The 19,721-nt window shown below is 68.6% G+C and carries 20 protein-coding genes and 2 tRNA genes; 13 read left to right on the plus strand and 9 right to left on the minus strand.

What is annotated here, in order from left to right; all coding sequences use genetic code 11:
• Positions 1–69 precede the first annotated feature (69 nt).
• From RIN43_RS13785 to RIN43_RS13805, 5 genes are all read left to right on the plus strand, one after another.
• A complete protein-coding gene (locus tag RIN43_RS13785) occupies positions 70–1,227 on the plus strand; it encodes a DNA polymerase III subunit delta' (RefSeq protein ID WP_309129500.1) in 1,158 nt (385 codons plus the stop codon).
• Entirely contained in the window at positions 1,224–2,777 is a 1,554-nt protein-coding gene (locus RIN43_RS13790; protein ID WP_309129501.1) for an alpha/beta hydrolase, read from the plus strand. The genes RIN43_RS13785 and RIN43_RS13790 overlap by 4 nt, the downstream gene beginning before the upstream one ends.
• A 128-nt stretch (positions 2,778–2,905) precedes the next feature.
• A tRNA-Thr gene (locus RIN43_RS13795) sits at positions 2,906–2,978 on the plus strand.
• Between the two features lie 76 nt (positions 2,979–3,054).
• Positions 3,055–3,678 (plus strand): isochorismatase family protein, encoded by a 624-nt coding sequence (locus RIN43_RS13800; protein ID WP_309129502.1) that lies wholly within the window; start codon positions 3,055–3,057, stop codon positions 3,676–3,678.
• The gene (locus tag RIN43_RS13805; protein WP_309129503.1) at positions 3,675–4,214 is read left to right on the plus strand and encodes a DUF1697 domain-containing protein; all 540 of its coding nucleotides are present in this window, start codon (positions 3,675–3,677) and stop codon (positions 4,212–4,214) included. Before RIN43_RS13800 ends, RIN43_RS13805 begins: the two co-directional genes overlap by 4 nt.
• On the opposite strand, the gene RIN43_RS13810 is transcribed toward RIN43_RS13805, so the two are convergent.
• The 3 genes from RIN43_RS13810 to RIN43_RS13820 all read right to left on the minus strand — a co-directional run bounded on the left by RIN43_RS13810 (position 4,204) and on the right by RIN43_RS13820 (position 8,156).
• On the minus strand, positions 4,204–5,241 hold the full coding sequence (locus tag RIN43_RS13810) for a LacI family DNA-binding transcriptional regulator (RefSeq protein WP_309129504.1): 1,038 nt from the start codon (positions 5,239–5,241) through the stop codon (positions 4,204–4,206). The two genes, RIN43_RS13805 and RIN43_RS13810, sit on opposite strands and share 11 nt — an antisense overlap.
• A gap of 70 nt (positions 5,242–5,311) precedes the next feature.
• A complete protein-coding gene (locus RIN43_RS13815) occupies positions 5,312–7,795 on the minus strand; it encodes a hypothetical protein (RefSeq protein WP_309129505.1) in 2,484 nt (827 codons plus the stop codon).
• A gap of 166 nt (positions 7,796–7,961) precedes the next feature.
• Entirely contained in the window at positions 7,962–8,156 is a 195-nt protein-coding gene (locus tag RIN43_RS13820; protein WP_309129506.1) for a hypothetical protein, read from the minus strand.
• A gap of 25 nt (positions 8,157–8,181) precedes the next feature.
• On the opposite strand from RIN43_RS13820, the gene RIN43_RS13825 reads away from it, so the two are divergent.
• Positions 8,182–8,700, plus strand: a complete 519-nt coding sequence (locus RIN43_RS13825) for a CGNR zinc finger domain-containing protein (RefSeq protein WP_309129507.1) — start codon at positions 8,182–8,184, stop codon at positions 8,698–8,700.
• 22 nt (positions 8,701–8,722) lie between these two features.
• On the opposite strand, the gene RIN43_RS13830 is transcribed toward RIN43_RS13825, so the two are convergent.
• Complete coding sequence (locus RIN43_RS13830) at positions 8,723–9,271, minus strand: type 1 glutamine amidotransferase domain-containing protein (RefSeq protein WP_309129508.1); 549 nt, start codon at positions 9,269–9,271, stop codon at positions 8,723–8,725.
• 116 nt (positions 9,272–9,387) lie between these two features.
• Between RIN43_RS13830 and RIN43_RS13835 the strand changes: the two genes are divergently transcribed.
• Positions 9,388–9,879, plus strand: coding sequence for a hypothetical protein (locus RIN43_RS13835; RefSeq protein WP_309129509.1), 492 nt, complete (start codon positions 9,388–9,390; stop codon positions 9,877–9,879).
• Positions 9,880–9,918: 39 nt separating this feature from the next.
• Here the strand turns inward: RIN43_RS13835 and RIN43_RS13840 are convergent.
• Together RIN43_RS13840 and RIN43_RS13845 are read right to left on the minus strand one after the other, a co-directional pair.
• Positions 9,919–9,991: transfer RNA gene (locus RIN43_RS13840), tRNA-Lys, on the minus strand.
• Between the two features lie 194 nt (positions 9,992–10,185).
• Positions 10,186–10,851, minus strand: coding sequence for a fasciclin domain-containing protein (locus RIN43_RS13845; RefSeq protein WP_309129510.1), 666 nt, complete (start codon positions 10,849–10,851; stop codon positions 10,186–10,188).
• A 150-nt stretch (positions 10,852–11,001) separates the two neighbouring features.
• Here RIN43_RS13845 and RIN43_RS13850 point away from each other — a divergent pair, with 150 nt between their 5' ends.
• From RIN43_RS13850 to RIN43_RS13875, 6 genes are all read left to right on the plus strand, one after another.
• On the plus strand, positions 11,002–12,708 hold the full coding sequence (locus RIN43_RS13850) for a cytochrome c biogenesis protein DipZ (protein ID WP_309129511.1): 1,707 nt from the start codon (positions 11,002–11,004) through the stop codon (positions 12,706–12,708).
• Positions 12,709–12,742: 34 nt separating this feature from the next.
• On the plus strand, positions 12,743–13,342 hold the full coding sequence (sigK, locus tag RIN43_RS13855) for an ECF RNA polymerase sigma factor SigK (RefSeq protein ID WP_309129512.1): 600 nt from the start codon (positions 12,743–12,745) through the stop codon (positions 13,340–13,342).
• The gene (locus RIN43_RS13860; RefSeq protein ID WP_309129513.1) at positions 13,339–14,154 is read left to right on the plus strand and encodes an anti-sigma factor; all 816 of its coding nucleotides are present in this window, start codon (positions 13,339–13,341) and stop codon (positions 14,152–14,154) included. The genes sigK and RIN43_RS13860 overlap by 4 nt, the downstream gene beginning before the upstream one ends.
• 12 nt (positions 14,155–14,166) lie before the next feature.
• Positions 14,167–14,805, plus strand: coding sequence for a DNA-directed RNA polymerase subunit beta (locus RIN43_RS13865; protein WP_375163753.1), 639 nt, complete (start codon positions 14,167–14,169; stop codon positions 14,803–14,805).
• Between the two features lie 188 nt (positions 14,806–14,993).
• A complete protein-coding gene (locus tag RIN43_RS13870) occupies positions 14,994–15,875 on the plus strand; it encodes an aminodeoxychorismate lyase (RefSeq protein WP_309129515.1) in 882 nt (293 codons plus the stop codon).
• A 75-nt stretch (positions 15,876–15,950) separates the two neighbouring features.
• Entirely contained in the window at positions 15,951–16,754 is an 804-nt protein-coding gene (locus tag RIN43_RS13875; protein WP_309129516.1) for a DUF6612 family protein, read from the plus strand.
• A 91-nt stretch (positions 16,755–16,845) separates the two neighbouring features.
• Here the strand turns inward: RIN43_RS13875 and pstB are convergent, their stop codons facing one another.
• From pstB to pstC, 3 genes are read right to left on the minus strand one after another with little or no spacing between them, the layout of a single operon-like run.
• Complete coding sequence (pstB, locus tag RIN43_RS13880; RefSeq protein ID WP_309129517.1) at positions 16,846–17,625, minus strand: phosphate ABC transporter ATP-binding protein PstB; 780 nt, start codon at positions 17,623–17,625, stop codon at positions 16,846–16,848.
• A 27-nt stretch (positions 17,626–17,652) separates the two neighbouring features.
• On the minus strand, positions 17,653–18,735 hold the full coding sequence (gene pstA, locus RIN43_RS13885; protein WP_309129518.1) for a phosphate ABC transporter permease PstA: 1,083 nt from the start codon (positions 18,733–18,735) through the stop codon (positions 17,653–17,655).
• A 1-nt stretch (position 18,736) separates the two neighbouring features.
• Positions 18,737–19,714: a phosphate ABC transporter permease subunit PstC gene (pstC, locus tag RIN43_RS13890; RefSeq protein WP_309129519.1), complete on the minus strand. Its 978-nt coding sequence runs from the start codon at positions 19,712–19,714 to the stop codon at positions 18,737–18,739.
• Between the last annotated feature and the right edge of the window lie 7 nt (positions 19,715–19,721).

Raw genomic sequence — 19,721 nt, forward strand, 5'->3', positions numbered from 1 at the left:
GCCGCGATCCGGATCCGCCGCGAACCGAGCTGACCGGCGTCGTCGGCGCCCACGATTAGGCTGGACTCCATGACCGCCGTCGAGATCGCGCCGTTCCCGTGGTCCGACGTGTGGGGGCAGGATGCCGCCGTGCAGACGCTGCGCGCCGCCGCATCCGATCCTGCCGCCCTCTCGCATGCGTGGCTGATCACCGGCCCTCCCGGCTCCGGTCGCTCCACACTCGCCTATGCGTTCGCCGCCGCCTTGATCGCCGAGGGCCCGCACGACGAGTCCACGATGCGTCAGGTACTCGCCGGGACGCATCCCGACGTCACCGCCCTGCGCACCGACAAGGTCATCATCACGATCAAGGAAGCACGGGCGCTGGTCGAGCGCTCGTACTTCGCGCCGTCGGCCGGGCGGTACAGGGTGATCGTCGTCGAGGACGCCGATCGCATGGTCGAGCGCACCTCGAACGTGCTGCTCAAAGCACTGGAGGAGCCGCCGGAGCAGACGGTATGGGTGCTGTGCGCGCCGAGTGAAGCCGACCTGCTGCCCACGATCCGCTCGCGGGTGCGCGCACTGCGGCTGCGCGAGCCGGAGGTCGCCGACGTGGCACGCCTGATCTCCGCTCGCACCGGCATCGACGTGACAACCGCCGAGCAGGCCGCTCGCCATGCGCAGCGGCACATCGGCATGGCGCAGCGCCTGGCCACGGACGATGCGGCACGACGCCGGCGCGATGAGACGCTGCGCAGCGTGCTCGGGGTACGGGGCGTCGGCACGGCGGTAGAGGCCGCGGGCGCGATCATCCAGGCGGCGACCGATGACGCCAAGGCGCTCACCGCCGAGCGCGACGAGGCCGAACGCGCCGCGTTGCTGCGCACGGTCGGCGTCGCAGAGGGGCAGGCTGTTCCTCCTGCGCTTCGCAGCCAGATCTCAGCGCTCGAAGAGGAGCAGAAGAAGCGGGCCACCCGCAGTCTGCGAGACGGCATCGATCGGGTGCTCACCGACCTGCAGTCGATGTATCGCGATGTGATCATGCTGCAGTACGCCCGTCGTGATGCCCTCATCAACCGAGAGTTGGAGCAGGAGCTCACCGCCCTCGCCGAGACCTGGCCTGTCGAGCGCACCCTGCTCGCCCTCGACGCCATCGCCGACACTCGCGAATCGCTGGAGCGCAACGTGGCGCCGCTTCTCGCGCTGGAGAGTCTTCTCGTCACCGTCTCGAGCGGAAGGACACCGTGAACCGTCGATCCAAGCCCGCCCTTCGCCGAATCGCCGCCGCAGCCGCGGCGCTGATCTCGGCCGCACTCGTGCTGTCGGGATGTCTCTATGCGCAGATCCCCGAGGGCAAGGCGTCGGTCACCCGCGAGCCCGACACCACCGGGGTCGCCGATGAGCTGCTCTCGTTCTACTCGCAGACCATCGAATGGCAGCAGTGCGGCTCGCGCTTGGACTGCGCCGACGTCACCGCGCCCCTCGACTGGGAGGACCCGGAGGCAGGGGAGGTCTCGCTCGCGATCGTGCGGCATCAGGCGACAGGACAGTATCAGGGCTCGCTGCTGGTCAACCCCGGTGGACCCGGTTCGAGCGGCTACGACTACATCGCCGACAATCTGACCTACGCGGTCGGCGCCCCCCTCATCGAGAACTTCGATGTGATCGGGTTCGACCCGCGCGGCGTCGGCCGTTCGACCGCGGTCACCTGCTTCGAGGACCCCGCCAAGCGCGACGAGTTCAACTACGGCCTGACCATCGAACCGCGCAACACCCCGGAATGGGAGGCGGAGATCCAGGCCGACCAGAAGGAGTACGCCGAGGCCTGCGCCGCCAACTCCGGAGACCTGCTGCAGCATGTGACGACGGTGAACGCCGCACGCGACATGGATCTGCTCCGCGCGGTGCTCGGCGACACCCAATTGAACTACCTCGGCTACTCCTACGGGACCTTCCTCGGCGCGACCTACGCCAAGCTGTACCCGGAGCGCGCACAGCGCCTTGTCCTCGACGGCGCCATCGACCCCTCCGTCCCCGGACTCGATGTCGGCACGACCCAGGCGCTCGGGTTCGAGTCGGCGCTTCGCGCCTACCTCGAGAACTGCCTCGCATCCAACGGCTGTCCGTTCAACGGCACGCTCGACGATGCGCTCGCCGACTTCCGTGCGCTGCTGGCCGCGGTGGAGCGGTCGCCGCTGCGCAACGGCGACGGGCGGATGCTGGGTGCCGACACCATGGTCACCGGAGTCATCACCGCGATGTACAGCCAGAGCTCATGGCAATACCTCACGGATGCTCTGGCCGCCGTGCTGCAGGGAGATCCGTCCGCCATGTTCTACCTGGCTGACAGCTACAACGGCCGCAACCCGGACGGCACTTACGCCGACAACTCCATGGACGCGTTCAACGCGTACAACTGCATGGACTACCCCGTCGAGGACGACCCCGCCGCCGAAGCAGCCGCGATGAAGCGGATCGAAGAGGGAGCGCCCACCTTCGCGCCGTACTGGCAGGGTCCCGACCTCTGCGAGCAGTGGCCGTACCCTCCGACCGGCACCCGAGAGGCCATCACCGCTCCCGGCACCGGGCCGATCGTGGTGGTGGGAACGACCAACGACCCGGCTACGCCGTACGAATGGTCCGAGTCGCTCGCCGAGCAGCTGGAGAACGGCGTGCTGGTCACCCGCGTCGGCGAGGGGCACACCGGCTACAACAAGGGCAACGGCTGCGTCGATGAGGCCGTGGAGGGCTTCCTCATCGAGGGCACCGTGCCCGAGGACGGGCTGCGCTGCGAGTGAGCGCCTCGCGTGGCGTCCTGCGTGATGGGGCGGGCCGTCCCGCGTTGCGCCCCGCGCACCGTCCTCGATTCGTCGCCGACGGGGAGGACAGGGTAATATCGTTGATCGTGCCGCGGTGCGCCGCGCACGCCGCCTTAGCTCAGACGGCAGAGCGATTCACTCGTAATGAATAGGTCAAGGGTTCGATTCCCTTAGGCGGCTCAGAGAAGGGCCCGGGATGCATCATCCCGGGCCCTTCGCCGTTCTCGGATGCCGGCGGCGAGCGTACGCTCGAGGCATGAGCAGAGCGCTTCTCATCGTCGATGTGCAGAACGATTTCACCGAGGGCGGTGCCCTCGCCGTCACGGGCGGGGACGACGTGGCGTCAGGGGTGAGCGCCCTCCTGGCCGACCATGCCGGGAACTACGCCGTGATCCTCGCTTCGAGGGACTGGCACGACGCCGACGGCGACAACGGCGGGCATTTCGCCGACGAGCCCGACTTCGTCGATACCTGGCCGGTGCACTGCGTGGCAGGCACGCCCGGCGCGGACTACGATCCGCTGCTGACGACGGATGCCATCACGCACCACATCCGCAAGGGACAGGGGCGACCCGCCTACTCCCTGTTCGAGGGCACGGACGATGACGAGGCCACGGCAGGGGAGATCCTCGCCGCACACGGTGTGACGGAGGCCGACATCGTCGGAATCGCGACGGATCACTGTGTACGCGCATCCGCGCTGGACGCGATCGCGCACGGGGTGCGCGTGCGCGTCCTCTCCGACCTGGTCGCCGGTGTCGGAGCCGCTTCGACCGAGGCCGCGCTCTTCGAGCTCGCGCACGCCGGCGCGCAGATCGCGCACGGGCGCTCCGGTGCGGCCGGCGCCTCGCCCGCTGAAGCCGGCGTGGAGCCCGGGTGAGCGAGCGGTGCGCGCTGCTGCTGCGTGCGGTGAACGTGGGTGGACGCAATCGTGTGCCGATGGCTGAGCTGCGTGCGCTGCTCGCCGGCCGCACGCCGCTGACCGGCGTCTCGACGTACATCGCCAGCGGGAACGTGATCTGCGACCAGCCCGGTGACCCGGCCGCGGCGTGCGCCGACGTGCGCACCCTGATCTCGGAGGAGTTCGGCGTGGACACCCCGGTGATCGCGCGCACGCACCAGCAGCTGCGGGTCGCGCTCGACACGAACCCTTTCCCGGATGCCGCGGCCGACAAGATGCTGCACATCATGTTCCTGGACGGCGATCCGGCGCCTGGCGCCGAAGAGGCGCTCGGAGACCGGCTCCGACCGGATGAGAGGATCGCACTCGCGGCGCGGGACCTCTGGATCGATTACGGCACGGGCGGAGCCCAGTCCACCAGACTCACCACGCAGGTGCTGGATCGTGCGCTCGGCGTGGCAGGCACGGGCCGGAATCTGCTGACCCTGCGCAAACTCGTCGACCTCACGGCCTGACGCCCTGGCCCTCGGCGCCTGCGCCCGACGCGACGGCCGTGGACGCGCGCACGACCAGGCGCGTGCTGAGATGCCTCACGCGCGGCTCGGCGGCGTGCTCATCGAGCGCCAGCCGCAAGGCGTCCTCGCCCATCCGGCGCAGCGGAAGACGCACCGTGGTCAACGCCGGCTCCAGGTCACTGGCGAGGGAGATGTCGTTGAATCCCGCGACCGACACATCGATCGGGACCCTGAACCCGTGCTCGCGCAGCCAGGTCATCGCTCCGATGGCGAGCTGGTCCGCTGTGCCCACCACCGCGGTCGCCCTGGGATGCTGCGCGAACATCTCACCGGCACCCCGGTACGCATCGTCCCGGGTCGGTGCGCCGTAGCGGATGCGCAGCGTGCCGCCGGCCCCGCCGATGATCTCGTTCAGACCGCCGACCCGCTCGAGCGTCGACCCGACGTTCTCGGGCCCGGCGAGGACGATGATCTCGCGGTGGCCGAGGCCGACGAGGTGCCGCGCGAGCTCGACCGCGCCCGTGGTGTTGTCCACGAGCACCCGGTCGACGTCGAGGGTCGTGTTGCCGACGGCGACGACACGGCCGCCGCCCGCGCTGAACGAGCGTGCCCTGGCGGCGAGGCTCGCCCGGTAGTGCTCGTCGCTCAGCCCGGATCCGGCGATGATCACGGCCGATGCCCGGTGCGCCTGCAGCATCCGGAAGTACTCGAGCTCGAGCTCGACGTCACGTTCCGTGTGGCAGATGGCCACGAGCAGCCGGCGGCGCACGGCGAGAGCGTGGATGCCGTTGACCATCTCGGAGAAGTACGGGTCGCCGACGTTTCCGACCAGGACCCCGATCATCCCCGTGCTTCCGCGCAGCAGCCCCTGAGCCTGGGCGTTGGGCACGTAGTCGAGTTCGCGCGCGGCCGTCTCGACTCGCTCGCGCAGAGCCGGCACGACCGGGTAGTTGCTGCCGGACAGCACGCGCGAGGCGGTGGAGATCGAGACGCCGGCCCGACCCGCGACTTGCTTGAGCGTGGCCATGGCAGAAGGCTAGCGGCTCAGACCAGACGTTCGCCGTCCGCCCGTCCTAGCGGGCGGACGGCGAAGGCCGTCAGGAGCGGACGGGCAGCGGGAACAGGGCGAGGTCGGTGCCGTGCATACCCCAGGTGGCCTTGCCGTTCGGCGTGATGTTGAACACCGGATTGTTGTACCAGCCGTTCGGGATGCCGCCGTGCAGCAGGCCGCCGACAGGAGTCCGCTCGCTCGGCAGTTCACGGATGTCGTAGGTCCAGTGCACCCACGAGAACACGCGACCGCCCGCTTCTCCGAAGCCGCCGTACCCGCCGAGATCTCCCTCGCGCACGACCCGCCTCGACGCGGGGTCGAAGGCGAACCAGCGGCCACGGGGTCGGCGGCTCATGAAATAGAGCTGACCGTCCACGGCGTGGACCGCCTCGTACGAGAGCCAGTCAGGGCGCAGAACCTCGCGCCACAGCAGCTGACGGGTACGCAGATCCACGGCGGCCACCTGCGCGGCCGGGAGGATGGGACCGCCGGTCGATTCGCCGTACGTGTCGCCGACGATGTAGGCCGTCGACCCCGAGACGGCGACCGACATAACGCTCTGGTCGGGAAGGAAGTCCTTGCGCACCTCGAAGGCGCCGGTCGCGAGGTCGATGAAGGTGAGGGCGCCGGTGTGGTTGCCGCCCGTCGGGCCGGAGGCGACGAGCAGCTGGTTCCGGTCGGCGTCGAAGTGCATCGCCCGCGTTCGCATCTGCCCGTGGCCCAGTGTGCCGAGCACGCGCACCTTGAGCGTGTCCGGATCGATCGCGATGATCTCACCGGTGGGATACATCCCCGCATACACCGTGCCGTCTCGCCCCTCGACGAGGGCCTTCGGTTCGCCGTTGACGTCGAACCGGCGCACCGTGCCCGACGGCGGGTGGTGCACCGTGATCGCGAAGTGACCGCCGACCCACACGCGCTGGCGGCGGGTCAGGAGCATCGACTGCGCCACCTCCGGGTAGCCGAAGCCTCGCGTGGAGGTGTCCCAGACGGTGTGCGGTCCGCCCGGCTGCAGGTTCCACACGTGGCCGAGCCCGCTCACGCCGACGAGGCGGCCGTCGGCGGTAACCGCCAGCAGCTGATTCTCGATGTTGTCGAGCGGACGGCCGACGGCGACCAGCTCAGTGGGCGTGACCCGGTAGTGGTTGGACGTGAGTCGGGCGACGGCGTAGACCGCTCCGTCGCCGCCCACCGCCAGCTGGTCGACGTAGCGGTCGGCTCCGGGGATCGGGCGTGCCACGCGGTCGGAGCCGTCCGGGCGGATGGAGATCACCTCCCGCCCGCAGGCGACGTGGAGCATCCCGCCGGAGGCGGCCATGGCGAGGATGCCGACGGGGGACTCGCTGAGCGAGGCGGAGAGGTCGACCGCGTCGCCGCCGTCCTTCGGCCACCGCAGCAGTCGGCCGGGTGCGGCCGAACCCGCGTACACGTACTCGTCGTCGACGACCACTGCCGTGGCGTACAGCGAGGTGGAGACGCGGCCGTACGTCTCGACGGCGCCATCGGTGAGGCGTACGCGCTTGACGGTGCAGTCGGGATAGGTGCCGATGTAGAGATGACCTCCGTGCACGGTCATCGAGTAGTACCACGTCGTGGAGGAGCCCGCTTCCGCCCAGCGCTCGACGGACCGCGTGGCGGGATCGTAGCGCCAGATCCATGCGCTGCCGGACGGTCCGATGTAGACGTAGCGGCCGTCGGAGGCCAGTCGATGACCGCCGGTGCCTTCGATGTCCAGGTCGTCGACGGTGATGCTCGCCCCGGTGCCGATGTCGAACTGTGCCAGTCTCAACCGGCCGTCCGGAGTCTTGTAGCGAGATGTGAGGTAGACGCGATCGCCTTCGACGACCGCGCCGCGGACGGCGGCCGTGAGGGATGCCGGTCCGGCCAGCTGCGGCACCAGCGGCGTGACGGCAGTCAGCGCGGCGTCGTCGAAATACGCGGTTCCGGCGTTGGAGCGGGAGGAGTAGATCAGCACGGTCGCTTCGACCGCGTCATCCGGTGCCGTGCCCCGCAGGTCCAGATACTGCCAGCTGCCGGTGATCGAGCTCGTGCGGAACTGATTCCACACCCTCACCCCTGAGGCGTTCCAGAACTCCAGGTAGAAGCTCGCCTCTCCGCGCTCGATGAAGACGTGGACTCCGGCGTCGTACGTGCCGCCGGCGGTGACGGCCGCCGGAGCGCTGCGCAGTCCGACGACGGCCGTCGCATCCGGATCTGCGAGGCGGACGCTCGAGCCGGTGCTGCGCACGCGCGCCTGCGAGGATGCGAGGTGGGGCGCGGAGGCCGCACCGAACAGCCGCCAGTCGCGCGGCATCCCGTCGACGACATCGTCGAAACCGCCGTTGAGCAGCAGGTCGGTCTGAGCGGCCGCGTACGTGGGGTCGCCCAGCAGCCCGGCACCCAAGGCGGCGACGCCGACGCCGAGGCCGATCGCTCCGTTGAGGAAGGTGCGTCGATTCATCGGAAGCAGGCTGAGGGGTGTGCGCTCGAGGCATTCGGTGTCGTGCGGCGAGGGGAAGACGGGGGGCATGACGGGCTCCGTTCACGGGAGGAGGGAAGGTGCTGCCGTGCATCGGGTGGGCACGGTACAAGCTCGGACGCTGAGCCGGTCATGGTGGGAAGGCGTCGTCGCCGAACTTCCCGCGAGCATAGAAAAGCTTTGCTATCCGTGTCAACCATCTGTGTGCGAACAGCGTTCAGCCGCGAGTCGGGCGACTGATCTCCCGCGGCGGAGACCACGGTGAACTGCGTACGTCCACTCGGCGGGCGGGGCAGCCGGTGCAGTGCACGTAGACGATCTCACCCTCGGAAGTGCGGTGGGCGGAATCGACGATCCAGGCGTGCTCGTGCGTCGCGATCACGGGAAGCGGGAGAGTCGAAGGTGCGGTCATGCCTCCACGATGATGTAATGCTCTTGTGCATCTCAACCCTTACGGCGAGTACGCCGTGCTGATGGCAACCTCCCTGGCGAACGACTGGCCCGCCGACCGTGCGGGAGTCGAGCAGCGCACCCGTGACTTCGGTATGACGATGGAGTTCTCGGAGGGGCCGGGCGACCACGCCCGCATCCGCTCGGTGATCGACGCCTGGCTGGATGTCGTCGACGCGCCCGACGCGGCGACGCGCGCCGCACTGCTCAACAAGCAGATGGCGGCGGCAGCGGCCTACCCGCAGCTCATCGATCACGACGGGGAGGGCTGGCACCTGCACTACCGCTACGAGACGACGTCTCTGCCGTCGGTGCTCGAGGCCGTGATCAGCGTCGGCACGGCTCTGCATCTGGCCGGCCGAGGCACACATCGGCTCGGTCGGTGCGCGGCGTCGCCGTGCGAGAGGGTCATCGCCGACATCACTCGCAACGGTCGTCAGCGATATTGCTCCGTGCGATGCGCGAACCGCGACGCGGTGCGCAGGCATCGGGCGCGCGTGAGTTGACGTACGGGTCGCCCGCGTCGTCTCAGGCGTGCTGCTCGCGATGCGTGCCCTCGGCGATCTCCTCGATGACCTTGGCGTTGAACGCGGGAAGGTCGTCAGGAGTGCGGCTGGAGACGAGCCCGGCGTCGACGACCACCTCCTGGTCCACCCAGGCGGCACCTGCGTTTCGCAGGTCGGTGGCGAGGCTCGAGTAGCTCGTGATGGTGCGTCCCCTGACGACGTCGGCCTCGACGAGAATCCAGGCGCCGTGGCAGATCACACCGACGGGCTTGTGCTGATCGAAGAACGCCCGTGCGAAGGCCACGGAGGCCGCGTCCATGCGCAGATGATCCGCGTTGACCACCCCGCCCGGCAGCACGAGTGCATCGAAGTCGTCGGCCGACGCGTCGGCGACCGGGACGTCGACGGCCTGGACATGCCCGTTCTTCCCGGAGATCTCGTCCGGGGCAGGAGACAGCATCGTCGCAGTCGCGCCCGCTCCGGTGACGGCCTGCCACGGGCTGGTGAGCTCACTGTCCTCGAATCCGTTCGTGGCCAGGAATGCGACGTTGGTCTCGGAGATGCTCGTCATGATTCGATCCTTTCCGTGTCGGGAGGGGAACCCTGTCAGCTTGCGCGCCGCAGCCAGGTCATCGCAGGGGGCTGGCCACGCACGGGTCGCGCGTGATAGGTGCCACAATCGACGGCATGAGCACACGGGTCCCGCGGGCATCGGCCGTCATCGCCGGTCTGGCCCTGATCGTCCTCCCGCCGCTGGCCGTGCTGCTGAAGCTCTCGGTGTTTCCCGGCTGGATGATGGTGCTGGCGATCTGGAGCAGCCCGCTTCTGCTGATCGGCTACGCGGTTCAGGTGGTGATAGCCGCGAACGCCCTCCTTCGCAGCCGCGGAGTGTTCAGTCGAACGGCCGCTGCCCGCCGCGGCCTGATCGCCGCCTGGCTGACGTCGATCGGAGTGCTCGCGGCCGCCTTCTTCCTCGTGGACGGGGGCGACGACGGTCGATACGGCTCGGCCTTCACAGAGCTGCTCGGCACCAGCTCCACCGGCACGGGAGAGACCCTCTCGATGCAGTTCTTCGCCGTCTGCGCCGCGCTGTGGCTCGGCGGTTGGCTCTGGCTGCTCTTCGAATGGATCGTGCGGCTCGTGAAGAGTCGGTCCGCACGCAGGTGGGCGGGAGCTTAGGCCTGAACGTCTGGTGGAGCCCGTGATCGGGTGGTGCGGTGGGCCCCGTGGGGCTCGAACCCACGACCCGCGGATTAAAAGTCCGATGCTCTGCCAACTGAGCTAGAGGCCCGTCAACGGCGCGAAGGCCTGACTGATCCATCCTAGCCCGGCTTCAGCGCGGCATCGATGTCGCTCGGCAGACGCCGAACGCGCCTGCCGAAGGAGATCGGCAGGCGCGTTCTTCTCCGATGCGCCGCCCTCCCCAGGTCGGCGCCACGGTCTGTCAGCGGGCCGGTCATCCCCATGACCGGCCCGCTGCGAGGGTCACTGAGCCGGGGGCATCAGCACCGTGTCGATGAGGTACACGGTGGCGTTGGCCGTCTGCACGCCACCGCAGATGACGTTGGCGTCGTTGACCATCCACATGTCACCGGAGCCGGTGACCTCCAGCTCGGCACCCTGAACCGTCGTGTGCATTCCGGCGATGTCCGCCGGCTCGATCTGACCGGGCACCACGTGGTAGGTCAGGATCGACGTCAGGGTGTCGGCGTCGGTTTTCAGGCCCTCGATGGTGGCGGGGTCGATCTTGCCGAAGGCGTCATCGACCGGCGCGAACACGGTGAACTCGTCGCCGTTGAGGGTGTCGACGAGGTTCACGTCCGGGTTCAGCTCTCCGCTGACCGCGGAGACAAGGGTCGTCAGGATCGGATTGTTGGACGCCGCAACCGCGACCGGGTCCTGGGACATGCCCTGGATCGAGCCGGCGCCGTCCGGCACCTGCTCGGCGTAAGCCTCACAGCCGGGACCGACCAGGTTCGCTGCGGGGTCCATCGTCTCGGGCGCGTCCTCGGTCGTCTCGGACGTCTCGGGCGCCTTGGGCTCGTCGGACGTCGAGTCCGGCTCGGAACTCATGGTGCATCCCGCCAGTACGAGGACGCCGGCGAAACCGAGTGTCAGAGCTGCGGTGATCTTCTTCTTGGTGCTGAGCATGTCAACCTCCGGGATTCGGAGCCGCGGCCTTCCCGCGGCGTCGAGGGTTGTTCGGGGCATCGCCCCGATCGGATTGGAAGTCCTCGAAATCGGCCGCATCCAATCCGATCGGCACCTCCGAGCCGAAGCATCAGCGACGGAAGGCGGATCATGGATCTGATCATCATCGGACTGCTCGGCGGTCTCATCACCGGCATATCGCCGTGCATCCTGCCGGTGCTGCCGGTCATCTTCCTGACAGGAGGTGCGCAGTCCGCACGCTTCGAAGGGGAGACAGCGCCGGCGTCCAGGGCCAGGCCGTTCCTGGTCATCGCCGGCCTGGTGCTGAGCTTCAGCCTCGTCACGCTCGCCGGCTCGCTGCTCCTCGGGCTGCTGAACCTGCCCCAGGACGTGATCCGCTGGGTCGGCATCGTGGTGCTGATCCTGCTGGGCGTCGGCCTGCTCATACCGCGCTTCGAGCAACTGCTCGAGAAACCGTTCCAGTGGATCCCTCGCAAAGAGGTGCGCAACAACGGCAGCGGCTTCGGAGTCGGGCTCGCCCTTGGGGCCGTGTTCGTGCCGTGCGCAGGTCCCGTGCTCGCCGCGATCATCGTGGCCGGGTCGACCGGGCGCATCGGCATCGACACCGTGGCGCTCACCGTATCGTTCGCCCTCGGTGTCGCCGTGCCGCTGCTCGCGTTCGCGCTCGCCGGCCGGGGACTGATCGAGAGGATCCGGGCGTTCCGCTCCCGCGAGCGCGGTCTGCGCATCGCCGCGGGGATCGCGATGATCGCCCTCGCGGTCGGATTGGCGTTCAACGTCCCGCAGATGCTGCAGCGACTGCTGCCCGACTACACCGCGGGTCTTCAGGAGGACCTGGCAGAACAGCAGGGCGACGCGCTCGACCTCGGAGGCCTCGTCACCGACGAGAACCGCGAACTCGACAACTGCACCAACGGGGCGACCGTGCTCGAGGAGTGCGGTCAGGCGCCGGCCATCCGCGGCATCCAGGAATGGCTCAACACGCCCGACGGCGAGGCGCTCGAACTGGAGCAGCTGCGCGGACAGGTGGTGCTCATCGACTTCTGGGCGTACTCGTGCATCAACTGCCAGCGTTCGATACCGCACGTCGTCGCCTGGGACGAGGCCTATCGTGACGCCGGACTGCAGGTCATCGGCATCCACTCGCCCGAGTACGCGTTCGAGAAGGAACCCGACAACGTCCGCGCCGGCATCCGCGATTTCGGCATCGAGTATCCGGTCGCGCTCGACAACACGCTGTCGACCTGGACGGCGTATCGCAACCGGTACTGGCCCGCGCACTACCTCATCGACGCCGAAGGCGTGGTGCGGCACATCTCCTTCGGTGAAGGCAACTACGCGGCCACCGAGAAGATGATCCGCGAGCTGCTCGTGGACGCCGACCTGTCCGTATCGCTCCCGCCCGCGACCGAGGTCGCCGACGACACGCCGGAGCTCGGCGCCACGACGAGGGAGACGTTCCTCGGATCGGCGAAGGACGTCAACTACGGCGGTGACGGCGACTACCGTGCCGGCACTTCGACGTATGCCTTTCCCGCGGCGCAACCCGACGACTCGTTCGCGCTGGACGGGCGCTGGCGCATCGAGACGCAGTACGCGACTCCCGCCACGCAGGATGCCGCTGACGTACGGCTGTCGTACCGGGCGTCGGAGGTCAGGATCGTGCTGGCAGGCACCGGCGAGGTGACCGTGCGCGACGGGGAGGGCGAAAGCCGCACCTTCACCGTCGAGGGCACTCCGCGATCGTACGGCCTCATCGACGGCGAGCCGCGCGAGGGGGAGCTCACCCTCCAGGTCTCACCGGGGGTGCAGGTGTACTCGTTCACCTTCGGATGAGGCGCGGCGCGCAACACGACGAGGAGGATGCGGCATGCTTGTGGAGATGGTCATCGACGGCGTGGACGTGCCGGAGGACGGTTCGGCGGGAGATCTCGCCGCCGACCTCCTCGTTCGCGTCGCACGCGGAGACCGGCAGGCGTTCGCCGAGCTGTACGACATGCTCTCCTCGCGGGTCTTCGCCCTCATCCTCCGCGTGCTGGTGAACCGCTCACAGAGCGAGGAGGTGCTGCAGGAGGTCTTCCTCGAGATCTGGCAATCCGCAGGGCGCTTCGCTCCGAACAAGGGTCAGGGACGATCCTGGGTGCTCACGATCGCGCATCGCCGGGCCGTCGACCGCGTCCGGTCGTCGCAGGCGAGTGCCGATCGAGACAACCGCATCGGCGTGAGGGATATCGACGCCGACCGTGATCTCGTCGCCGAGGCGGTGGAATCGCGGATGGAAGGGGACAGAGTGGTGGCGGCCCTGGCCACACTGCCAGAGGCTCAGCAGGAAGCACTCGTCCTCGCATACTACGGCGGATACAGCCAGAGCGAGATCGCGGCTCTGGTGGGAACGCCACTGGGGACCATCAAGACGAGGATGAGAGACGGGCTCTCGAGACTGCGCACGGAACTGGGGGTGATCGCATGAACAGGGACGAGTTCGCCGAACTCGCCGCAGGCCACGCGCTGCGCGCGCTGTCGGACGCTGACGAGCAGCGCTTCCAGCAGGAACTCGCCGCGCACCCCGAGTGGAGCGATCAGGTGGACGCCGACGAGGAGACCGTCGCGGCCTTGGCTGAGGCGCTGACTCCGGTCGCACCGCCGCCGGTCGTGCGCGACAGGCTGCTGGCCGCGATCTCCGGCGAATCGGCCGATGTCATGCCCGTCACGACCGAGCGTGCCGTGCCGACCGACGCGCCTGCCACGGCTGGCGGCACCGGTTCCGCTGAAGCCGGGCCGGCCGCCACGGTTCCGATCGGCCCGGAGGATGACGCCGTGCGAGGGCGCTGGAGCAGGCGGCTGTTCGCGTTGACCGCGAGCTTCGTGCTTCTGGTCGGTCTTGGAGTGGGTGCGGCCATCGTCATCCCGCAGCTTCTGCAGCCGCAGGCGGTGTCGGCACTCGAGCAGATCCGGTCTGCTGACGATGCCGAGCAGGCCAGCATCGAACTGCCCTCCGGCGGCGAGGCCACGGCGCACTGGTCGGAGGCACTGGGCAGCGTGGTGCTGGTCGCCAGCGGGCTCGAAGATCTCGATGAGAAGAAGACCTATGAGCTGTGGTTCGTGCGCGGCGACGCTCCGGTGGCGGCGGGCACCTTCCGTCCCGAGGGAGGGGACGCGACGGCACTGCTCGAGGGACGGATGCGCGACGGCGACGTGATCGCCGTGACCGTGGAGCCGGCGGGCGGTTCTCCCACCGGCAAGCCGACCAGCGATCCGATCATCGTCATCCCCACCGCCTGACATCGGCGTACGCTGGATCGGGTGCCTGAACAGTTCCATCGCCCCATCCGGCGTCCGCCTGCCGCCTTCGACAACATCGTCGGCGCCGTTGATCCGGCCGAGCAATCCCGCATCGCGCATGCGACGGCATCCGCGCTCCTCGATCGCGCGCGCAAGGATGCGTCGGGCGAGACCACCGAGCGGCTGATCGCCTTCGCCGCTGAGCACGGTATCGACGAGATCGCCGAATTGTGGGCGCATTCCCCGGCGCGCTCGCTGCCTGGAGCGCTGTGGCGGCTGTACCTGCTGCAGTTGGCGATCCGCGACGACGGTGCGACCACTGCCCTGCTGTACGAGCGCGGCCGCGTCGAACTGCGCACAGCGGACGCGGTGATCGCCGGTGCTCCGGCGCCTGCGAGCCCCGAAGAGCTGGTCGCCCTGGTCGACACCATTCTGCGCGGCGTGTTCCAGGGGGACTTCGCCATCGCACTCGACAGAGCCGCGGCATATTGTCGCGTGCAGGCGTCCGGCGCCACGCACCTCGCCGACGACTACGAGGCGTCCGAGCCGCAGCGCGCCAGCGACTTCACCCGTCGTGCGCTGCGGTTGAGCGGCTACGCCACGGACCTCTCGGACTCGTCCGCCGCGTGGCGGATCGGCGCCCTGAGCTGAGCTTCCATCTGCTCGCGCCGCCCGCGGCGTCGCGGAGGCCCGGACACAGAAAGACCGGGCCGCAAGAACGCCTCTCGGCGGAAGGCCGCTCGCAGCGGCAGAAGTTGGAGCCCGGGGTTATGCGGCCCGGCCGATCAAGTGTAACGCGTCGCAGGCGCTGGTATTCCCTGGCGCTCTAAGCTCGTTGCATGTCACTGCGCTTCGCCCTGATGATCGTCCCCGTCGATGCCGACGACGAGCGCGAAGACTACGCGAGCACGTTCACCGTCGTCGACGCGTCGGCGCCCGCGCTCAGCGTCGGCGAGCTCAGCACGCAGCGCGGCGATGGGGTGTTCGAGTCCATCGGCGTGATCGACGGGCACGCGCAGGAGCTCGAGCCCCATGTGCGACGGCTCGAGCACTCCGCCCTGCTGTGCGACCTCCCCGCACCGAACCACGAGCAGTGGCGGCAGGCGATCGCCGTCGCGGCATCCGCCTGCCCTCCCGGCGAAGCCGTGATCAAGCTGATCCTGAGCCGGGGCGTGGAACACGGCCCGACGCCGACGGCCTGGGTGACCGCGGCCGTCGCGGCCGACTTCACGAGCGTGCGAAAGGACGGCGTGAGGGTGGTGACACTCGACCGCGGCTACGACCTCGGAGCGGGGGAGCGGGCGCCGTGGCTTCTGCTCGGCGCCAAGACCCTCTCGTACGCCGTCAACATGGCCGCGCTCCGCGAGGCGAAGCGCCGCGGCGCGGACGACGCGATCTTCGTGACCAACGACGGGTTCGTGCTCGAGGCACCTACCGCATCCCTGATCCTGCGCTCGGGCGACAGGTTCGTCACGACCGCGCCGTCTGCCGGCATCCTGCACGGCACGACTCAGCTGAGCGTGTACGAGCACCTGAGCGCGCAGGGGTTCTCCTGCGACTACGCCGGCATCAGGACTTCCGAGCTGCTCGCGGCTGACGCGGCGTGGCTCGTCTCCAGCGTCCGCCTCGCCGCGCCGATCACTGCGGTCGACGGATCGCCGATCCCGGTGGACCCGCAGCTCACCGCCGACATCAACAGGTACCTGCTCTCGCCGCGGTGACCGTCAGCGTGGATGGGCATCTCTGCCCATCCACCGATGCGGTCGCGCACCAGCGGGTCGCATAGGGTTTCTCCTATGAGCACACTCTGGAAACGCGCACTCGCGACCACGACCATCGCTCTCGTCGCAGGGCTCGGGCTGACCGCCTGCGGCACGGGGGGAAACGACACGACCGACACGAAGGACAAGGGCGGTCAGAGCCAGACCGAAACGGCGCCCGAGGCGGCGTCGGGCACGATGACCGCTGATGACTTCGTCCAGCGGATCAACGACGCCCAGTACGAGGCGGGATCGTCGCACTTCGTGCAGACGATGGACGTGCAGGGGCAGAAGATCGAGACCACCGGCGACGTCGTCGTCGACGAGGACCCGTCGAAGGTGAAGATGGCCATGACCATGGCAGGCGGCGTCGAGCTGCGCATGGTCGACGGCGAGCTCTACCTGAACATGGGCGAGGTGACCGGCGGCAAGTTCTACCAGGCGCCGAAGGACGGCAGCAACCCGATGGTGGAGCAGTTGAACTCCTCCGTCGGGCAGGCGAACATCGGCCAGCAGCTCGAGGCGTTCAAGACGGCCCTCAAGGACTTCAAGGCCGAGGAGGGCGCCGAGACGATCGACGGCGTCGAGACCACGAAGTACACCCTCACGCTCGACACGAAGAAGCTGTTCGAGGCGCAGAAGATCGAGGTGCCGGAGGGCGCCGACATCGGCGACACCATCGAGTACGAGATGTTCGTCGGATCCGATGACCTCCCTCGCCGCATCGTCATGGACATCGCGGGCACCGCGATGAACATGGAGTTCAGCAAGTGGGGTGAGGACGTCACCATCGAGGCGCCTCCCGCCGACCAGATCACCGACACGATGCCGGGGGCCTGAGCCCCGCACCGCAGAGGCCCCCTCGGAATCCGATTCCGAGGGGGCCTCTCCGTCAGCCGGGTCAGGCGGCAGCCCGGCGGTCAGTCGCCGATCAACCGAAGCGACCCGAGACGTAGTCCTCTGTCGCCTGCACCGACGGAGTCGTGAAGATCGTCCTGGTGTCGTCGTACTCGATGAGGTTGCCCGGCTTGCCGGTGCCCGCGATGTTGAAGAAGGCCGTCTTGTCGCTCACGCGTGAGGCCTGCTGCATGTTGTGGGTGACGATCACCACGGTGTACTCGTTCTTCAGCTCGCCGATCAGCTCCTCGATCGCGTACGTCGAGATCGGGTCGAGCGCAGAGCACGGCTCGTCCATGAGGATCACCTCGGGGGAGACGGCGATCGCCCGGGCGATGCACAGGCGCTGCTGCTGGCCGCCGGACAGGCCGGATCCGGGCTTGTCGAGGCGGTCCTTCACCTCGTTCCAGAGGTTCGCGCCGACGAGCGAGCGCTCGACGAGGGCGTCCTGGTCGCTCTTGGACATCTTGCCGTTGTTCAGCTTGACGCCGGCCAGCACGTTCTCCTTGATCGACATCGTCGGGAACGGGTTGGGGCGCTGGAAGACCATGCCCACCTGGCGGCGCACCAGCACAGGGTCGACGCCGGGGCCGTACAGGTCCTTGCCATCGAGCAGCACCTCGCCCTCGACGCGTGCGCCGGGGATGACCTCGTGCATGCGGTTGAGCGTGCGCAGGAACGTGGACTTGCCGCATCCGGACGGTCCGATGAACGCGGTGACCGTGCGCGGCTGGATCTCGAGGGACACGCCCTCGACGGCGAGGAAGTCGCCGTAGTACACGTTCAGATCGTTGACTTCGATGCTCTTGGACATATCGGGTTCCTTCGGGTCGGATGCGGCTCAGCGGCCGGCGGTCTTGGGGGCGAACCACTTTGCGATCAGACGCGCGACGAGGTTCAGCAGCATGACGATGAGGATCAGCGTGAGAGCGGCGGCCCACGCACGCGCCACCGATGCGTCGGCGGCGGTTCCCTGGTTCATGTAGGAGTTGTAGGCGAACACGGGCAGGGTCATCATCTGACCGTTGAACAGGTTCGTGTTCAGGCTCGCAGTGAAGCCGGCGGTCAGCAGCAGCGGGGCCGTCTCGCCGATGACGCGGGCGATGGCGAGCATCACCGAGGTGGTGATGCCGGCGATCGAGGTAGGCAGCACGACCTTGAGGATCGTCAGCCACTTCGGCACGCCCAGCGCGTAGGAGGCTTCGCGCAGCTCGTTGGGCACGATGCGCAGCAGCTCCTCGCTTCCGCGCACGACGACGGGGACCATGAGCACGGCCAGCGCCAGAGCGCCCATGAATCCCATCGAGATGCCGGGCCGGACGAGCAGGGCGAACACCGAGTAGATGAACAGACCGGCGACGATCGACGGGATGCCCGTCATCACGTCCACCAGGAAGGTGATGGCCTTCGCGATGCGGCCGCGGCCGTACTCGACGAGGTAGATCGAGGTCATCAGACCCACGGGAACGGCGATGACGGCGGCAGTCAGCGTGATCAGCACCGTGCCCCAGATGGCGTGCACGATGCCACCGCCGTCGCCGACGATGTTGCGCATCGAGTACGAGAAGAACTCGGCGTCGAAACGCTGGATGCCGTTCGCGGCGACGGTCCACAGCAGCGAGATCAGCGGCAGCAGCGCGATCGTGAAGGCCGTGGCGACCAGGGCCGTCATGAGCCGGTCGACCGCCTTGCGGCGACTCTCGGCGATGGACGAGATCACGGTGATCAGCACCATGTAGGCCAGCACGCCGACTATCACGGCGCCTGCGATGTTGAAGTCGGCCAGGTCGCCGCCCGCGGCCATCACGCCGAAGACCGCGAAGGAGCAGACGAAGGATGCGCCCAGCAGCGCCCAGGGGGCCCAGCCCGCCAGGCGGCCGGTGGTGAGCGTCGCGTTGCGGGCGGGAGCGGTGATCGAGGTCATGTCAGTTCGCTCCAGAGAACTCGGCGCGGCGGGCGACGATCCAGCGCGCCACGGCGTTGACCGCGAAGGTCACGATGAACAGGATCAGACCCGTGGCGATGAGCGTGTTCACGCCGGTGTCGTGCGCCTCGGGGAACGCCAGTGCGATGTTCGCCGGGATCGGCGTGGGGTTGGTGGCCGTGAGCACCAGGAAGCTGTATACGGCCGCGGGGGAGAGCACCATGGTCACGGCCATGGTCTCTCCGAGCGCGCGGCCGAGCGCGAGCATCACGGCCGACACCATGCCGCCGCGCGCGAACGGCAGGACGGCCATGCGCACCATCTCCCAGCGGGTGGCGCCGAGCGCGAGCGCGGCCTCCTCGTGGAGCTTCGGGGTCTGCAGGAACACCTCGCGGCAGATGGCGGTCATGATCGGGATCACCATGACCGCCAGCACGAGGGACGCGGTCATGATGGTCTTGCCCGTCGAGGACACCTGACCGCCGAAGAGCGGGAACCAACCCGCGTTGGCGTTCAGCCAGGCGTAGACCGGCTGCAGCAGGGGCGCGAGCACCAGGCCGCCCCACAGGCCGAACACGACGGAGGGCACAGCGGCGAGCAGGTCGATGACGTAGCCCAGCACGCCGGCCAGGCGGCGCGGGGCGTAGTGGGAGATGAACAGGGCGATGCCGATGGAGATGGGAGTGGCGATCAGCAGGGCGATGAGCGAGGCCCACACGGTGCCGAAAGCAAGCGGACCGACGTACTCCCAGAACGACCGGCCCTCGAGGATGTGGTTGTCGGTCGTGTCCGGTGCGAAGGCCGGCAGGCTCTGCACGATGAGGAACGTGGCGACCGCCGCGAGCACGACGAGGATGACGATCCCCGCGCCGAGTGCGGTGCCGGAGAAGACGCGGTCGCCCAGCCTCTGCTTCGCCTTGATCGGCGCCGGGCGCGACGCAGAAGGCGCGGGAGCTTCGGGTGGCGCCGAGGTGGTCATCGTGGTC

Origin of the sequence: Microbacterium sp. (assembly GCF_031178445.1) — a bacterium.
Lineage (GTDB): Bacteria > Actinomycetota > Actinomycetes > Actinomycetales > Microbacteriaceae > Microbacterium.

What these genes read in the sequence shown, in the direction of transcription:
- RIN43_RS13785 (WP_309129500.1), top strand. Translation starts at nt 70, where the DNA reads ATGACCGCCGTCGAGATCGCGCCGTTCCCGTGGTCCGACGTGTGGGGG.
- RIN43_RS13800 (WP_309129502.1), top strand. Translation starts at nt 3,055, where the DNA reads ATGAGCAGAGCGCTTCTCATCGTCGATGTGCAGAACGATTTCACCGAG.
- RIN43_RS13810 (WP_309129504.1), bottom strand. Translation starts at nt 5,241, where the DNA reads ATGGCCACGCTCAAGCAAGTCGCGGGTCGGGCCGGCGTCTCGATCTCC.
- RIN43_RS13815 (WP_309129505.1), bottom strand. Translation starts at nt 7,795, where the DNA reads ATGCCCCCCGTCTTCCCCTCGCCGCACGACACCGAATGCCTCGAGCGC.
- RIN43_RS13820 (WP_309129506.1), bottom strand. Translation starts at nt 8,156, where the DNA reads ATGACCGCACCTTCGACTCTCCCGCTTCCCGTGATCGCGACGCACGAG.
- RIN43_RS13830 (WP_309129508.1), bottom strand. Translation starts at nt 9,271, where the DNA reads ATGACGAGCATCTCCGAGACCAACGTCGCATTCCTGGCCACGAACGGA.
- RIN43_RS13835 (WP_309129509.1), top strand. Translation starts at nt 9,388, where the DNA reads ATGAGCACACGGGTCCCGCGGGCATCGGCCGTCATCGCCGGTCTGGCC.
- RIN43_RS13845 (WP_309129510.1), bottom strand. Translation starts at nt 10,851, where the DNA reads ATGCTCAGCACCAAGAAGAAGATCACCGCAGCTCTGACACTCGGTTTC.
- RIN43_RS13850 (WP_309129511.1), top strand. Translation starts at nt 11,002, where the DNA reads ATGGATCTGATCATCATCGGACTGCTCGGCGGTCTCATCACCGGCATA.
- sigK (WP_309129512.1), top strand. Translation starts at nt 12,743, where the DNA reads ATGCTTGTGGAGATGGTCATCGACGGCGTGGACGTGCCGGAGGACGGT.
- RIN43_RS13860 (WP_309129513.1), top strand. Translation starts at nt 13,339, where the DNA reads ATGAACAGGGACGAGTTCGCCGAACTCGCCGCAGGCCACGCGCTGCGC.
- RIN43_RS13870 (WP_309129515.1), top strand. Translation starts at nt 14,994, where the DNA reads ATGTCACTGCGCTTCGCCCTGATGATCGTCCCCGTCGATGCCGACGAC.
- RIN43_RS13875 (WP_309129516.1), top strand. Translation starts at nt 15,951, where the DNA reads ATGAGCACACTCTGGAAACGCGCACTCGCGACCACGACCATCGCTCTC.
- pstB (WP_309129517.1), bottom strand. Translation starts at nt 17,625, where the DNA reads ATGTCCAAGAGCATCGAAGTCAACGATCTGAACGTGTACTACGGCGAC.
- pstA (WP_309129518.1), bottom strand. Translation starts at nt 18,735, where the DNA reads ATGACCTCGATCACCGCTCCCGCCCGCAACGCGACGCTCACCACCGGC.
- pstC (WP_309129519.1), bottom strand. Translation starts at nt 19,714, where the DNA reads ATGACCACCTCGGCGCCACCCGAAGCTCCCGCGCCTTCTGCGTCGCGC.